Raw genomic sequence first — 14,775 nt, 5'->3', positions numbered from 1 at the left:
AATTACTCCTGATTTGGTGCTACAGAACCCGTTACCTCTTGATTCGCTTCTATTTCTGACAGCTCATCGCGACAACGATCTTCTAAGTTAGTGAGTTCTACCAATAGTACTTTGATGTCTTCAAGTTGCTGTTTGAGCGACACTCTTTTGTCGTCAATCAGCGCTAATACCGTGTGCAGTTGGCGTGCGCTACTGTTTTCCATGTCGTACAGGTCAAACAGATTTTTCGTTTCTGCCAACGAAAACCCTAAACGTTTGCCACGCAAAATTAGTTTCAAACGCACGCGATCTTTATTTGTGTATAAGCGTGTTTGCCCCTGCCGTTTAGGAGAGAGCAGGCCTTGGTCTTCATAGAAGCGAATACTGCGGGTGGTAATGTCGAATTCCCGCGCAATTTCACCGATACTGTAGATAGTTGATGCGTTCATTTTTGCTTGCTTGTGGTTGTTTAGACAGTTAAGCTTAATGCAAGTTGACGTTAACGTAAAGGTAAGAAGTGCGATTAACGCATTTGTATTCCAACGGGAGATATTATGTCTGATGCAGTAGTCATTGTTGCCGCGAAACGTACCCCTATGGGTGGCTTTCAAGGAAGTCTCGGCGAAGTAAGTGCTCCGAACTTAGGTGCAATCGCAATTAAAGCAGCCCTTGCTGAAAGTGGTTTGCAAGGTAACGATGTGCACGAAGTGATTATGGGGAATGTGTTACCGGCCGGTTTAGGCCAGGCTCCAGCGCGTCAGGCGACGCTCTACGCTGGATTGCCGCGTAGCGCGGGTGCAACCACGATTAATAAGGTGTGTGGCTCGGGTTTGAAAGCGGTGATGTTTGCGCATGATCTTATCCACGTGGGCTCAGCGGATGTGGTGGTTGCTGGTGGTATGGAAAGCATGTCGAATGCACCGTATTTGCTGAAAAAAGCGCGTGGTGGTTTCCGCATGGGACACGACGCCATTTATGACCACATGATGCTTGATGGCTTAGAAGATGCCTACGAAGGCAAAGCTATGGGCTGTTATGCGCAGAGTACTGCGGATGAGTACGGCATAGGTCGTGAAGCGATGGACAATTTCGCGCTGGCATCGTTAAGCCGCGCGCAACACGCCATTAAAGAGGGCTTGTTTGTGAATGAAATTACGCCGGTGACGTACTCGACCCGCAAGGGTGATGTGACGGTTGAGATTGATGAGCAGCCGGGCAAAGCCATGCCGGACAAGATTCCAGGCTTACGCCCCGCATTTGCGAAAGACGGCACGATCACTGCTGCCAACTCAAGTTCAATTTCTGATGGTGCTGCAGCACTTGTATTGATGCGTGAAAGTGATGCTAAAGCGCGCGGTTTAAAACCTTTGGCGCGCGTTGTTGGCCATGCCACACATTCACAAGCGCCAGCTGAGTTCACGGTGGCACCAATTGGTGCGATGAACAAGTTGCTGGACAAAGTACAGTGGAGCAAAGACGACGTTGACCTTTGGGAAATCAACGAAGCCTTTGCCATGGTCACCATGTTAGCGATGCAACAGATGGATTTGGATCATGACAAAGTGAACGTGAATGGCGGCGCATGTGCCTTGGGGCATCCAATTGGCGCGAGCGGTGCACGACTATTAGTTACTTTGCTTCACGCCTTGCAAAACCGCGGTAAAAAACGCGGCGTAACGTCATTATGTATTGGTGGCGGTGAAGCTGTGGCTGTCGCGGTAGAAATGCTTTAAGTTCGGCGTTTTGAGGCCAGCCAAACTGCGACCAGCAGAATGGCACCACCTAGGGCAAGTCGAAGCCAGTCGACGGCTTGCCCCCAAAATACATAATTAATGATAAGCCCGGCAGGTATTAGCATATTATTCATGGTTGCCAGTTGCGCCACATTGACGCGTTTAGCGCCAAGGTTCCAAGCTAGGTAACCAAAACCTGATGCACCAAGCCCGAGCCATAGCAGAATACCCCACTGCAAATTGGTGGTGGGGGTTTTTGTAAAGTCGGCAAACAACATCATGGCAATGCCTGAGGTGATGGTGGCACCGACAAAAAATAGCGCAAAAGCATGCAGTTGGTTGCGTGCATCACCAAGCTCTAAGCGCTTATAAAACACTTGCCCAGCGGCGAAGCAAATGTTCGCAGCCTGGATCAATAAAAAACCGGTAAGAAAGGCATCACTTAACGCATCGAACCGGATGACCGCAGCACCGACAACAGCGACTGCAGCGGCAAGCCACCAGTGTGACGGTAAATGACGCCGTTCAAAGAACAGGTCGTCGATTAAGGTCACATACAGTGGCGTGAAAATAGTGAACAAGAGCACTTCTGGCACCGTAAGGTAAAGAAATGCGTGATACAGAAATAGATACATAACACCAATTTGCAGGGCACCGATGAACGCGAGTTGCCATTGCTGCCGAAAGGCTAACCGGGCAGGACGCCACAGCGGAAGAAATAGCGCTAGCGCTAGCACCATGCGGATGAAGACTGCGATATAGCCGTCAACTTGGCCAGCGAGAAACTCACCGATTAGAGAAAAGCTTGCTGCCCACAATGCGGTAACGGCCCACAAAATCCACATAGATGCTCCTAAGTATTGGTGTTTGTTGATGATGAAAGTGCGTCGGTTTGCGAGAGTACCTTAGCGACTGAACTTTCTCGATAAAATTGTGGGGATATTCCCATAGTTTTCTTAAATAAACGCGAAAAGTAGTAGGGGTCGTCAAACCCTAACTGCTGACTAATTTGACGAATTGAATCGGTACTGCTGTCGAGCAGCTGGCACGCCAATTTTACCCGGATTTGGTTAAAATAACGCATGGGACTGGTACCGGTAAACTGTTTAAATTTCTTGCTGAAATGGAAGCGTGATAGCCCAGCAAAGTCAGCGAATTCGTCTAGGCTTAAGTCGCGATGAGAATTGTCGTACATAAAGCGCTCGAGCGCAGGCAAGTCGAACCCAGCTGGCGCTTGCATGGTCGAAGTTAAGCGCGGTAGCTCAACAATAATGCGCTGCAGCAGGCTAGCAGCCACGACAGCAGCCGCAAACTGGTGCCGCTGCGTTTGTAAATTCAGTAAGTCGGTGACAACGGGAATTAATTGCCGCCAGCGACTTAATGTGAGCACGGGCTGTTGTGCAGTTAGATCAAGAAAGTCCATGCATGCGGCGGCAGCTGAGCCTTGAAAATGCGCCCAATAAATACTCCAGGGTTGTTCATTGGAAGCCGCATAAGCATGTGACTCGCCAGCAGGGAGTAGCAATAATTGACCCGCTTCGAGTGAACCGGCGGCATGTTGGGTGCGAAACCACCCGTGGCCGCGGTGGCAAAATATTAATAGAAAATCGGTGTGTTGCAGACGCTCAACGTGGTGGCCAAGGGCATCAACATAATGCCCATAAGCTAGTGGATACAAGTGCTTGGTTAATGGATGCCGCGATAGTTGGCGCGTTAATTGTAACGGCAATACCACCCGTGAGCTGCCGGTAGGTAGCGGCCACGATGAGGGTTGGCTCATGGTTTACTCCGATGATCGCAATTTTGTCCATTATAGGGGCAATATCGTCGATGTTAAAGCGCCATGAAAAGACCGACAATACAGAAATACGAAATGCGATAAACGAATTAAACAACGAGGTAGTGATTATGAGTAAGAAAGTTCCTTTATTTATCGACGGTGAATTTGTCCAGTCGAACACCAGTAACTGGATTGATGTAACCAATCCGGCGACACAAGAAGTAATCGCTCAGGCGCCATGCGCCACACAGGACGAAATGAAGCAGGCCGTTGAAAGTGCGAAAAAAGCATTTTTGACCTGGAAAGAAGTGCCAGTTAGCGAGCGTGCTCGCGTTATGATGCGCTACCAAGCGCTGCTGAAAGAGCACCACGACGAAATCGCTGAGATTCTAGCCAGCGAAACCGGTAAAACCTTTGATGACGCGAAAGGCGATGTATGGCGCGGGATTGAAGTGGTTGAACACGCAGCAAACATACCTTCGTTGCTGATGGGCGAAACGGTTGAAAACGTGGCACGCGGTATTGATAGTTACAGCTATACGCAGCCTTTGGGTGTGTGTGCGGGTATTACGCCGTTTAACTTCCCGGCCATGATTCCGTTATGGATGTTCCCGCTTTCAATCGCCTGTGGTAACACCTTTATTCTTAAGCCTTCTGAGCAAGACCCGCTTACACCAACGCGTTTGGTTGAGTTGTTTGAACAAGCCGGTGCGCCAAAAGGCGTATTGCAAGTAATTCACGGCGGCAAAGAACAAGTCGATTTCTTGTTGGATGAGCCTGCTGTACGCGCGATTTCATTCGTCGGTTCAGTTGCGGTTGGTCAGTACATTTACCGTCGCGGTACGGAAAACATGAAACGCGTGCAAGCCTTTGCCGGCGCGAAAAACCATTGTGTGATCATGCCAGATGCGAACAAATCACAAGTTATCAGCAACTTAGTTGGTGCCTCTGTGGGTGCCGCTGGCCAGCGTTGTATGGCCATTTCGGTTGCGGTATTTGTTGGTGCTGCGCGCGAGTGGATTCCAGAAGTTGCAGCTGAGCTTGCGAAAGTGAAGCCGGGCGCATGGAATGACAAAAATGCTGCTTATGGTCCGGTAATTAGCCCACAAGCAAAACAGCGCGTCGAGAACTTCATCACCCAGGGTAAAAAAGAAGGCGCTGAGTTGTTGGTTGATGGCCGCAACTGTGAAGTTGAAGGCTTCCCGAACGGCAACTGGGTTGGGCCAACCATGTTTGGTAAAGTAACCACCGACATGGAAATTTATAAGAACGAGATTTTCGGCCCGGTATTGTGTGCAACTGAAGTTGACACCTTGGACGACGCATTAGCAATGGTTAATGCCAACCCATACGGTAACGGTACGTCTATCTTTACCGCTAGCGGCGCCGCTGCACGTAAATACCAGCACAATGTTGAAGTGGGTCAGGTAGGTATCAATATCCCAATTCCGGTGCCACTGCCATTCTTCTCATTCACCGGTTGGAAAGGTTCATTCTTTGGTGATTTGCATGCTTATGGTAAGCAGGCTGTGCGTTTCTATAGCGAAACCAAAACCATTACTGCGCGTTGGTTCGAAAGCGATATTGAAGACGCTAACGGCCCAAATATGACTATTCATTTGAAGTAATAGGACGTTGTCATGAATTTTAATTTAACTGACGACCAACAAGCTTTTGTCGATACGGCAAAAGCTTTTGCTGACAAAGAACTGGCGCCGTTCGCGGCGCAATGGGACGAAGACTCTCATTTCCCAATTGAAGTGTTCCGTAAAGCCGGTGAAATGGGCTTTATGGGCATGTACACGCCAGAAGATGCGGGTGGTTTTGGCATGAGCCGACTCGACGCCGCGCTGATTTTTGAACAACTGGCGATGGGCTGTACCGCAACCACAGCGATGATGACCATTCATAATATGGTGACCTGGATGATCGGTTCATTCGCGCAGCCGGATGTGATTGAACAGTGGGTGCCTGAGCTTGTGATTGGCGAAAAGCTCGGTTCGTATTGCTTGACCGAGCCGGGTGCCGGTTCAGACGCAGCAAGTTTGCGTACGTCAGCTAAGAAAGAAGGCGACGAGTACGTACTGAATGGTTCAAAAATGTTTATTTCTGGTGCCGGTAGCACCGATGTACTGGTGGTAATGGCGCGCACAGGCGAGCCAGGGCCGAAAGGTATTTCGGCATTCGTAGTTCCGGCTGACGCCGCGGGCATCAGCTACGGTAAGAAAGAAGCGAAAATGGGCTGGAATGCGCAGCCAACTCGCTTAGTTACCTTTGAAGATGTACGTATTCCGGCACAGAATCTGCTTGGCCAAGAAGGCGAAGGCTTTAAATTTGCCATGATGGGCTTAGACGGTGGGCGCATCAATATTGCTGTGTGTTCAGTGGGCACTGCGCAGGCAGCGCTGGAAACTGCAACTAATTACATGCATGAGCGCACCCAGTTCGGTAAAGAATTAGGGCACTTCCAAGCGTTGCAATTTAAGCTCGCGGATATGGCCACGGAACTTGTTGCCGCGCGTCAAATGGTGCGTTTGGCGGCATTTAAAGTGGACAGCAATGATGCGGATAAAACCACCTATTGCGCCATGGCTAAACGTTTTGCGACCGATGTGGGTTTTCAAGTGTGTAACGAAGCGCTGCAAATTCACGGTGGTTATGGATACATTAAGGAATACCCACTGGAGCGGCATGTGCGCGATGTTCGTGTGCATCAAATTCTTGAGGGCACCAACGAGATTATGCGCGTGATTATCGCGCGCCGCTTGTTGGCAGATATGGACCGAGCCATCCTTTAAGGGTGGCTTTCTTGTCTATAACGGAGGTCAAACATGGACCAAGTAGTACTATTTGATGAACTCGAAGCTGCAAATGGCAAGCGTATTGGTGTTGCAACACTGAACTCTGAAAAGTCGCTTAATGCCTTAAGCTTGCCAATGATTCAGTTAATGCAGCCAAAATTGAAGCAATGGGCTGACGATGACGCCATTGCTTGCGTATTTTTTCAAGGCGCCGGCGAAAAGGCATTCTGTGCAGGTGGCGACATTGTTGCCATGTACAAAGCGATGCAGGCTAAGCCAGGCGTATTGGTTGATGAAGTCGCTGACTTTTTTAGCCAGGAATATCGATTAGATTACGCCATTCATACTTTCCCGAAGCCAATTGTGCTGTGGGGGCATGGTATTGTCATGGGCGGTGGTATGGGCCTTATGAACGGTGCAAGCCACCGTATTGTTACTGAACGCTCGCTGTTGGCGATGCCTGAAGTAACCATTGGTTTATACCCCGACGTGGGCGCGACGCATTTCTTAAATCAAATGCCAGACGGCTGCGGTTTATTTTTAGGCATCACCGGCGCACATATGAATGCGGCCGATGCGCTCTACCTGAAACTTGCCGATCATTTTATTGCAAGCACCAGCAAAGACGACGTTCTGGCAGGTTTGCGTGAGGTTAAATGGGGCGACACTGCCGGGTTAAACCAGCAAAAAGTGACGGACGTGCTGAATGGTTTGAGTTTACGCGACAGCAGTCACCGTCCAGCGGGTCAAGTTGAGGGGCATCAGCGCCTTATCAAAAAACTAACTGCCGGTGCCGATATCGAGTCTGTGGTGGCAGCGATTTTGAATGATACGACTGATGACAAGTGGTTAGCCAAAGCACGTCAAACGTTAGCGGCCGGTTGTCCAATGACGGCGCACATTGTTTGGAATCAACTGCAGCATGGTACTGATTTGAGCTTGGCGGACTGTTTCCGGCTTGAGTTAACGCTATCGGTGCAGTGCGCAATGCGCGGTGATTTTGCTGAAGGCATCCGCGCGCTGTTGATTGATAAAGACAAGCAGCCGAAATGGCAGCATGCGTCAGTGGCTGACGTGTCAGCACAAGAGGTTGATGGCTTTTTCACCTCGCCGTGGAGTGCAGAGAAGCACCCGCTAGCGCAGTTAGGTAAATAACAACAACGTTATTCGTTTTTCGTCCGCTGCGCTATTCGTGCGCTGCGCTATTCGAATAGTGCGTAGCACGGACGAACGGCGAACAGCGAAGTGTACGAACAACGAATTTGAGGTTTCAATCATGGCTAAAGTCGGATTTATTGGATTAGGAAACATGGGTGGCCCAATGGCGGCTAACCTCGTGAAAGGTGGGCATCAGGTACAAGTTTTTGACCTTGCCGAAACGGCGTTATTAGCAGCAGAAGAAGCAGGTTGTACACGTGCGGCATCCGCGACCGAAGCAGCGCAGGGCGCTGACTTTGTGATCAGTATGCTGCCTGCCGATAAGCACGTTGAAAGTGTTTATTTGGGCGACAATGGCTTAATCAATGTGCTGGGCGAAAATGCGTTGGCTATTGATTGCAGTACCATCAGTGCCGCCACAGCGCGTAACGTTGGCCTTGCTCTGCAAGCCAAAAAAATTCCCTTTATCGATGCCCCAGTATCAGGCGGCGTGGGTGGTGCGAAAGCCGGCACGCTTACCTTTATCTGTGGCGGTGAAGAAGCTTCGGTAGAGCGCGCACGCGACGTGTTGCAACACATGGGTAAGAATATCTTCCGCGCGGGTGATGTTGGAGCCGGACAAGTTGCGAAAATTTGTAATAACATGCTGTTGTCCGTGTTAATGGTTGGCACGTCAGAAGCACTTCAGCTTGGCATTGCGCACGGTTTGGATGCAAAGGTTTTGTCTGAAATTATGTCGAAGAGCTCTGGAAGCAACTGGACTTTAGATGTATATAATCCATGCCCTAATGTGATGGATAATGTTCCTTCGAGTAACGGCTATCAAGGCGGCTTCTTGGTTGACCTTATGAGTAAAGATCTCGGTTTAGCCCAGCAAGCAGCATTAGCTAGCGGTGCGGCGACGCCAATGGGCGCATTAACACATAATCTGTATCGTAGCTGGTCGCAACTGGGGCATGGTCGCGAAGACTTTTCCAGTATTTTTAACTACGTAAAAGCAAACACGAAGTAACGGAAACATTATGAAAATTGCTGAAAGTACAATTGTTATCACGGGCGGCGCACAAGGTTTGGGCCGTGCTATGGCTGAGCATTTTGCCGCCGATGGCGCGCAGCTGGCGTTAATTGATATGAATGCTGATACCTTGGCCGAAGCTGAGAAAATTTGTACCGACAATGGTGCAAAAAAAGTAAAAGGCTACGTTGTGAATGTCACTGATGAAGCGGCCGTTGAACAAGTGTTTAATGACATTGCTGCTGACTTCGGTGCCGTGAATGTATTGGTAAACAATGCTGGCATTTTACGTGACGGCTTGCTGATTAAATGCAAAGACGGTGAGATTACCCACAAAATGCCATTGCAACAATTTCAGTCGGTATTGGATGTGAACCTAACCGGAAGTTTCTTATGTGGCCGTGAAGCCGCTGCCCATATGGCAAAAGCGGGCAATGGTGGGGTAATTATCAACATTTCCAGTGTGGCGCGCGCCGGTAACATGGGGCAAACCAACTACGCTGCCACCAAGGCCGGCGTGGTTGCAATGACCGTGACTTGGGCCCGTGAACTTGGGCGCTTTGGCATTCGTTGTGGTGCAATTGCACCAGGCTTTATCGAAACGCCAATGACCGCACAAATGAAGCCTGAAGCAATTGAGCGTGCGCTAAGCATGGTTCCGTTGCGCCGTTGGGGGCAGCCGGAAGAAATTGCACACAGCGCCCGATACATCATTGAGAATGACTTCTTCAGCGGTCGTGTGGTAGAAATAGACGGTGGAGTTCGACTATAACGAGTACTGATGCGTAAATTACCCCCATTAAATGCTTTAAAGGCTTTCGAAGCGGCTGCGCGCCATTTGAGTTTTACGCGTGCGGCCGATGAGCTTTATGTCACCCAAGCGGCGGTGAGCCATCAAGTGAAAGGGTTGGAAGAGTTTTTGGGGGTACAGTTGTTTTTGCGACGTAATAGGTCGCTACTACTTACCCCTGAAGGACAAACCTACTTTCTTGAATTAAAAGAAATATTCGACCACATTGTGCAAGCGACTGAGCGGGTAAAATTTGCCAGCCAACGCGGCTCATTGACAATATCCTTGCCCCCTAGCTTTGCTATTTTATGGTTTGTGCCACGCCTTAGCCGCTTCCGTGAAGCTTGCCCTGACATTGACGTACGAATTCGTGCTGTGGACGAAGTTGATGGGTCGTTAACCGACGATGTTGACGTCGCCATTTACTATGGTTCAGGTAAATGGCCTGGCCTGAAAGCGTATAAACTGCACAACGAATTCTTGCTACCGGTTTGCTCCCCGCTGTTGCTAACAGGCACTAAACCGTTGCGCGAACCACGCGATCTTCTAAACCACACGTTATTACATGATGAAACGCGCAATGCGTGGAAAGACTGGTTTAAGTTGGTGGGCATTGATAAAGACAAAGGTGACAACGGGCCTATTTTTAGCCACTCAAACCTTGCGCTTAAAGCTGCAGTGCACGGCCAAGGGATTGCTTTGGCGAATAATGTTTTGGTTAAGCCGGAAATAGACGCTGGCCATTTAATACAGATATTTCCTGAAGCACTGCCGCGGCAAAAATCTTTTTATCTGGTTTGTCGTGACTCTCAGTCAGAAGTAGGTAAAATCGCGACCTTCCGAAATTGGTTGCTGCAAGTGGTTGAGGAAGAAGAGGACAGCTATGAGTGAGAGCCAGCGTGTTGCAATACAACGTGATAACGCGCAAGGCAGCGTACGTGTGGTGTTTGCGCATGGAGCTGGGGCAGGCTTGCAAAGCGATTTTATGCAATATTTTGCACTTGGGCTCGCACTCAATGATATTGAAGTTGTACGCTTCAATTTTCCTTACTGGCAAAAGTTTATGGACACCGGTGTGCGGCGTCCGCCAAACCGGATGCCCGAGTTAGAGCATTGCATGCGCACCGTGGTTGGCCAATTTAATGATGATAAACCATTAATTTTAATGGGTAAGTCGATGGGATCGCGGGTAGCATTTCGGCTTGCTGATGAATTGAATGCAAGGTGTGCCATTGCACTTGGCTTTCCGTTTCATCCGGTTGGCAAACCTGACACCTTGCGTTTAGCTGACCTAGCCAACAACTGCACGCGAAACTTAATTATTCAAGGCACGCGCGATAACTTGGGTAAACCTGATGAAGTCGCGAGTTACAAGCTACCTAATAATGTTGCAGTAAAATGGATTGATGGCGGTGATCACAGTCTAGAGCCGACCAAGCGTAGTGGTTATACGCGTGAGCAGCTGTGGCAAGCTGCGGTTAATGAAATAACGAATAGTGTTTTACCAAGGGGTTATGAATGACCGGAATTGTGGCCTATTGTCGGCCTGGATTTGAAAGTGATTGTGCCGCCGAGCTGCAGGATAAAACTGCTGCGTTGGGTATTTTTGGTTATTGCCAAACCAAGGCACATCAAGGTTACGTGGTTTATCGCTGTCAAAGCGAAGAGGCTGAGCACTTGGCCAAAAAGTTGCTGCTTGCCGAATTAATGTTCACCCGCCAATTTATTGTGATTCTGGCACATGTGACTGACTTGCCTCAGGAAGACCGAGTTAGTGCGGTGCAGGTTGCGTTGTTGGACGAAGATGTTATGGAAGCTTTTCCGGGCATTAAGCCGTGCGGTGATTTGCGCCTAGAAACACCGGATACCAATTTAGGTAAAGAGCTGACTAAGTTTTGTCGTAAATTCACGGTGCCATTGCGCCAAGGGTTGCGGAAAATTGATTGGTTGACGGCAAAAGAGAGCGATCGGCGCCCAACATTGCACGCATTCTTTTTAAGTAATAAAGAAATTTATATTGGTTTTTCCTATTCATTCAATCAGTCTCCTTGGTTGATGGGGATTCCCCGTTTGCGTTCACCGAGTGATGCGCCGAGTCGGTCAACGTTGAAACTTGACGAAGCCTTTCAAGTTTTTGTTCCTGAGCACGAGCGTGAAGAGCGCATTAGCTCAGGCATGAATGCTGTGGATTTAGGTGCAGCTCCAGGCGGTTGGACGTATCAACTTGTGCGTCGCGGCATGATGGTTCAGGCGGTTGATAATGGACCAATGGCTGAGAGCTTGATGCAGACAGGGCAGGTTAAACATATTCGTGAAGATGGTTTTAAATACCGACCGAAGAAAAAGAACGTCACTTGGTTGGTGTGCGATATGGTTGAGAAACCCGCACGTGTCGGCGAACTAATGACCAGTTGGTTGATTGATGGCGATTGCAAAGAAGCAATTTTCAACCTTAAGTTACCGATGAAGCGTCGCTATGCTGCAATGGCTGAATATTTAGAACATATTAAGCGCGACTTGATGGAGCAGGGACGTGGTAAGTTTGAGTTGCAAGCGAAGCAACTTTACCATGACCGTGAAGAAGTCACCGTGCATATTCGCTGGATATAAAAAAACCGACCTGAGGGTCGGTTTTTTTATTCATATGGCTTTATAACCGGTCAATCACAGCCTGGGTAAAGTCTGTGGTGCCGCCGGTACCACCGAGGTCACGCGTGGTGCGGTCACCTGAGGCAATAACGTCGGTTACTGCGGCAAGAATGCGCTTGGCTTGATCATGCATACCAAGGTATTCGAGCATTTGAATTGCTGCCAAAATTACCGAGGTTGGGTTGGCAAGGTTTTGCCCGGCGATGTCGGGTGCAGACCCATGCACTGCTTCAAAAATAGCTGACTTCTCACCAATGTTGGCGCCAGGCGCCATACCTAAGCCGCCAACTAAACCGGCGCAAAGGTCAGATAAAATATCACCGAACAGGTTGGTGGTTACAATCACGTCGAATTGCTCTGGGTTCATTACCAGTTTCATGCATACCGCATCAACAATCATTTCATCGGACTGAATATCTGGATACTCAGCAGCGATTTCACGGGCAACTTTCAAAAATAGCCCTGAAGTTGATTTAAGAATATTTGCTTTGTGTACTGCGGTAACCTTCTTACGGCCTTCGCGGCGGGCTAGTTCGTATGCAAAACGAACGATACGTTCACAGCCTGCGCGAGTAATTTTGCTCATTGCTTGTGCTTCAGAGCCGTCTTCCGAGACTACTTGGCCAAGCCCCGAGTACATGCCTTCGGTGTTCTCGCGCACGGTAATAATATCGATATTTTCGTAGCGTGCTTTTGTGCCTTTGAATGATTTTACCGGGCGTACGTTGGCGTAAAGGTTAAACTGTTTGCGTAAGCTGACGTTGATTGATGTAAAACCTTCACCGACAGGTGTAGTTAAAGGACCCTTTAATGTTGCTTTATTGCGTGCAATTGCGTCTAGCGTTGCCTGCGGCAATAACTCACCGGTTTTCTCGAGTGCGGCTAAGCCTGCATCGGCAAATTCATAGTTAAAATCACAGCCAGCTTGGTCAAGAATTTTCAGTGTGGCAGCAATAATGTCTGGGCCAATTCCGTCGCCAGGGATTACAGTAATTGTGGTGCTCATCGCGGATACCTTCTAACTTCTAGGTCAAATTAAGTGTCTAACATCAATTGGCGCGAACTATAGCAGATTTTGCTGGCTGCTGAGGTGTTGCGTGTCATTAAAACGATTGATATTCGCTATAAGCGTCAGCGCCCCAGGCTATTAATGAACCGTCTTTAAATAGCAATGGGGTGCATTCATCGCGCGTGGTAATGCCATCGGATTTCACGTGATGGGTGCGATAAAATAAAATCAGTACTTCGCCGTCATCGGTGACTTTCGCTTCACTAATATCGGGGGAGCCCAACAAGCGAATCACGTCATCTTTTTGGGTGCCGAGGTCAAGGCGGCCAATTTGTTTGAGATTGAAGGTTTCGCGTTCCTGCCAACTCATATTTTCCGGGTCAGCTTGATAAAGGTGCAGAACCAGCGCAGTTGCTGCCGCGTAAATGGCAAAGCCAATTAACACAACTTTAAGCATTTTCGACATCAGCTACGCCTCCTTGAGGTAATTAATCTGTAATGACACGATAGCACGGATGATACACCGAACCGGGCAGCTTCATGCGGCTTTGTTCGACGAATGCCCGCAACAACACGTCCAGTTTCTTCATCATGTCACGTTCACCGTGAATTTCGAATACCCCGTGCTTACGAATGGCTCGAATACCATCATCTTTCACGTTGCCGGCAACGATGGCCGAGAAAGCGCGACGTAAATCGGCAGCGAGAGCTTGTGGCGCTTGGTCACGATGCAGATTTAAGTTACGCACGTTGTCATGATTCGGCACGAACGGACGCTGAAACGCTTCTTCGATGTGCAAGGTCCAATTGAAACAATAAGAGTCACCGGTATCGCGACGATATTCTTTTACCGCCTGTGCACCTTGTGTCATTGCCTTTGCGACTTCTGCAGGCGCACCAACAATAATTTGATACAGCTTACGCGCGTCATCGCCCAGTGTTGCTGTAACGAAATCATCAATAGCATCAAAATATTCGCGGCTGCTTTCAGGCCCAGTTAAAATGATAGGCAGAACTTGGCGCTCGTTCTCTGGATGCATCAAAATACCCAGAATATAGAGTAGCTCTTCTGCGGTACCTGCGCCGCCTGGGAAAATAACAATGCCGTGTGCGCAACGCACGAATGCTTCGAGGCGTTTTTCGATATCAGGCAAAATCACCAGTTCGTTTACGATTGGGTTCGGTGGCTCGGCGGCGATGATTCCCGGTTCGGTAAAACCAAGGTAGCGGCCGTCGACAATGCGTTGTTTAGCATGACCAATGGTCGCGCCTTTCATTGGGCCTTTCATGGCGCCTGGGCCGCAGCCCGTGCAGATATTTAAGCTACGCAAGCCAAGTTGATAACCAACTTCTTTGGTGTACTTGTACTCAACTTCATTGATTGAGTGGCCACCCCAGCACACAATTACGTTCGGCTCGAGGTTCGGTTGCACAACTTGGGCGTTACGCAAAATATCGAACACGACGTGGGTTAAGGTATGGGTATCGGCTGAGTCTAACGTTTGTGCATTGTAACGTTCACCGGTAAATAAAATGTCACGCAGCACGGCTTCTACCAACTCTTGCATACCCGCAATCAGTTCGCCGTCTACAAAGGCTTCGGCGGGTGGGTTAACCAACTCAAGTTGTACGCCGCGTTCACATTTGATGACGTTCACATCGAAATCTTTGTATTTCTCAAAAATCTCTTCGCTGCTATCCGTGGTACTGCCAGCGTTCAACACAGCCAGACAGCAGTTACGAAATAGCTTATAGAGTTGTTCGTCGCTGCTTTGTTGCAGTCGGTTTATTTCAAGTTGCGAGAGCAAGCTCATGCTGCCCCGCGGGGAAATTTTAAATCGCATTTCGATTCCTTTTTTGA

15 protein-coding genes are annotated in these 14,775 nt (G+C 49.0%); 9 read left to right on the top strand and 6 right to left on the bottom strand.

The window, feature by feature from the left end; translation table 11 throughout:
• Positions 1–2: 2 nt before the first annotated feature.
• Positions 3–428 (bottom strand): MerR family transcriptional regulator, encoded by a 426-nt coding sequence (locus tag ACN0UY_RS03390; protein WP_417665371.1) that lies wholly within the window; start codon positions 426–428, stop codon positions 3–5.
• A 102-nt stretch (positions 429–530) separates the two neighbouring features.
• On the opposite strand from ACN0UY_RS03390, the gene ACN0UY_RS03385 reads away from it, so the two are divergent.
• On the top strand, positions 531–1,712 hold the full coding sequence (locus tag ACN0UY_RS03385; protein ID WP_417665908.1) for an acetyl-CoA C-acyltransferase: 1,182 nt from the start codon (positions 531–533) through the stop codon (positions 1,710–1,712).
• On the opposite strand, the gene ACN0UY_RS03380 is transcribed toward ACN0UY_RS03385, so the two are convergent.
• Both ACN0UY_RS03380 and ACN0UY_RS03375 read right to left on the bottom strand, forming a co-directional pair.
• A complete protein-coding gene (locus ACN0UY_RS03380) occupies positions 1,709–2,557 on the bottom strand; it encodes an EamA family transporter (RefSeq protein WP_417665370.1) in 849 nt (282 codons plus the stop codon). The genes ACN0UY_RS03385 and ACN0UY_RS03380 overlap by 4 nt on opposite strands.
• An 8-nt stretch (positions 2,558–2,565) precedes the next feature.
• Positions 2,566–3,492, bottom strand: coding sequence for an AraC family transcriptional regulator (locus ACN0UY_RS03375; protein ID WP_417665369.1), 927 nt, complete (start codon positions 3,490–3,492; stop codon positions 2,566–2,568).
• A gap of 128 nt (positions 3,493–3,620) precedes the next feature.
• Here ACN0UY_RS03375 and ACN0UY_RS03370 point away from each other — a divergent pair, with 128 nt between their 5' ends.
• The 8 genes from ACN0UY_RS03370 to rlmM all read left to right on the top strand — a co-directional run bounded on the left by ACN0UY_RS03370 (position 3,621) and on the right by rlmM (position 11,866).
• Positions 3,621–5,120, top strand: a complete 1,500-nt coding sequence (locus ACN0UY_RS03370) for a CoA-acylating methylmalonate-semialdehyde dehydrogenase (protein WP_417665368.1) — start codon at positions 3,621–3,623, stop codon at positions 5,118–5,120.
• Positions 5,121–5,132: 12 nt separating this feature from the next.
• Entirely contained in the window at positions 5,133–6,290 is a 1,158-nt protein-coding gene (locus ACN0UY_RS03365; protein ID WP_417665367.1) for an acyl-CoA dehydrogenase family protein, read from the top strand.
• Between the two features lie 33 nt (positions 6,291–6,323).
• Positions 6,324–7,448: an enoyl-CoA hydratase/isomerase family protein gene (locus tag ACN0UY_RS03360; RefSeq protein WP_417665366.1), complete on the top strand. Its 1,125-nt coding sequence runs from the start codon at positions 6,324–6,326 to the stop codon at positions 7,446–7,448.
• Between the two features lie 121 nt (positions 7,449–7,569).
• Positions 7,570–8,463 carry a 3-hydroxyisobutyrate dehydrogenase gene (gene mmsB, locus ACN0UY_RS03355; protein WP_417665365.1) on the top strand — a complete coding sequence of 298 codons (894 nt, stop codon included), beginning with the start codon at positions 7,570–7,572 and terminating at the stop codon, positions 8,461–8,463.
• Positions 8,464–8,473: 10 nt separating this feature from the next.
• Positions 8,474–9,238 (top strand): SDR family oxidoreductase, encoded by a 765-nt coding sequence (locus tag ACN0UY_RS03350; RefSeq protein ID WP_417665364.1) that lies wholly within the window; start codon positions 8,474–8,476, stop codon positions 9,236–9,238.
• 6 nt (positions 9,239–9,244) lie between these two features.
• Complete coding sequence (locus ACN0UY_RS03345) at positions 9,245–10,147, top strand: transcriptional regulator GcvA (RefSeq protein WP_417665907.1); 903 nt, start codon at positions 9,245–9,247, stop codon at positions 10,145–10,147.
• Positions 10,140–10,778 (top strand): alpha/beta family hydrolase, encoded by a 639-nt coding sequence (locus ACN0UY_RS03340; protein WP_128351689.1) that lies wholly within the window; start codon positions 10,140–10,142, stop codon positions 10,776–10,778. The genes ACN0UY_RS03345 and ACN0UY_RS03340 overlap by 8 nt, the downstream gene beginning before the upstream one ends.
• Positions 10,775–11,866 (top strand): 23S rRNA (cytidine(2498)-2'-O)-methyltransferase RlmM, encoded by a 1,092-nt coding sequence (rlmM, locus tag ACN0UY_RS03335; protein ID WP_128351688.1) that lies wholly within the window; start codon positions 10,775–10,777, stop codon positions 11,864–11,866. Before ACN0UY_RS03340 ends, rlmM begins: the two co-directional genes overlap by 4 nt.
• A gap of 40 nt (positions 11,867–11,906) precedes the next feature.
• On the opposite strand, the gene ACN0UY_RS03330 is transcribed toward rlmM, so the two are convergent.
• The 3 genes from ACN0UY_RS03330 to ppnN all read right to left on the bottom strand — a co-directional run bounded on the left by ACN0UY_RS03330 (position 11,907) and on the right by ppnN (position 14,758).
• Positions 11,907–12,911, bottom strand: a complete 1,005-nt coding sequence (locus ACN0UY_RS03330; protein ID WP_417665363.1) for an isocitrate dehydrogenase — start codon at positions 12,909–12,911, stop codon at positions 11,907–11,909.
• 97 nt (positions 12,912–13,008) lie between these two features.
• Entirely contained in the window at positions 13,009–13,380 is a 372-nt protein-coding gene (locus ACN0UY_RS03325; protein ID WP_417665362.1) for a DUF3192 domain-containing protein, read from the bottom strand.
• A gap of 22 nt (positions 13,381–13,402) precedes the next feature.
• Positions 13,403–14,758: a nucleotide 5'-monophosphate nucleosidase PpnN gene (gene ppnN, locus ACN0UY_RS03320; RefSeq protein WP_417665361.1), complete on the bottom strand. Its 1,356-nt coding sequence runs from the start codon at positions 14,756–14,758 to the stop codon at positions 13,403–13,405.
• Between the last annotated feature and the right edge of the window lie 17 nt (positions 14,759–14,775).

The organism is Pseudidiomarina sp. (assembly GCF_048268165.1).
Taxonomy (GTDB): domain Bacteria; phylum Pseudomonadota; class Gammaproteobacteria; order Enterobacterales; family Alteromonadaceae; genus Pseudidiomarina.
The sequence above is the reverse complement of the archived record's forward strand: the minus strand, read 5'-3'. Positions and strand labels throughout refer to the sequence as shown.

Coding starts and splice junctions, on each gene's coding strand:
- ACN0UY_RS03380 (WP_417665370.1), bottom strand. CDS start 2,557: ATGTGGATTTTGTGGGCCGTTACCGCATTGTGGGCAGCAAGCTTTTCT.
- mmsB (WP_417665365.1), top strand. CDS start 7,570: ATGGCTAAAGTCGGATTTATTGGATTAGGAAACATGGGTGGCCCAATG.
- ACN0UY_RS03370 (WP_417665368.1), top strand. CDS start 3,621: ATGAGTAAGAAAGTTCCTTTATTTATCGACGGTGAATTTGTCCAGTCG.
- ACN0UY_RS03360 (WP_417665366.1), top strand. CDS start 6,324: ATGGACCAAGTAGTACTATTTGATGAACTCGAAGCTGCAAATGGCAAG.
- ACN0UY_RS03375 (WP_417665369.1), bottom strand. CDS start 3,492: ATGAGCCAACCCTCATCGTGGCCGCTACCTACCGGCAGCTCACGGGTG.
- ACN0UY_RS03350 (WP_417665364.1), top strand. CDS start 8,474: ATGAAAATTGCTGAAAGTACAATTGTTATCACGGGCGGCGCACAAGGT.
- rlmM (WP_128351688.1), top strand. CDS start 10,775: ATGACCGGAATTGTGGCCTATTGTCGGCCTGGATTTGAAAGTGATTGT.
- ACN0UY_RS03340 (WP_128351689.1), top strand. CDS start 10,140: ATGAGTGAGAGCCAGCGTGTTGCAATACAACGTGATAACGCGCAAGGC.
- ACN0UY_RS03365 (WP_417665367.1), top strand. CDS start 5,133: ATGAATTTTAATTTAACTGACGACCAACAAGCTTTTGTCGATACGGCA.
- ACN0UY_RS03330 (WP_417665363.1), bottom strand. CDS start 12,911: ATGAGCACCACAATTACTGTAATCCCTGGCGACGGAATTGGCCCAGAC.
- ACN0UY_RS03325 (WP_417665362.1), bottom strand. CDS start 13,380: ATGTCGAAAATGCTTAAAGTTGTGTTAATTGGCTTTGCCATTTACGCG.
- ppnN (WP_417665361.1), bottom strand. CDS start 14,758: ATGCGATTTAAAATTTCCCCGCGGGGCAGCATGAGCTTGCTCTCGCAA.
- ACN0UY_RS03390 (WP_417665371.1), bottom strand. CDS start 428: ATGAACGCATCAACTATCTACAGTATCGGTGAAATTGCGCGGGAATTC.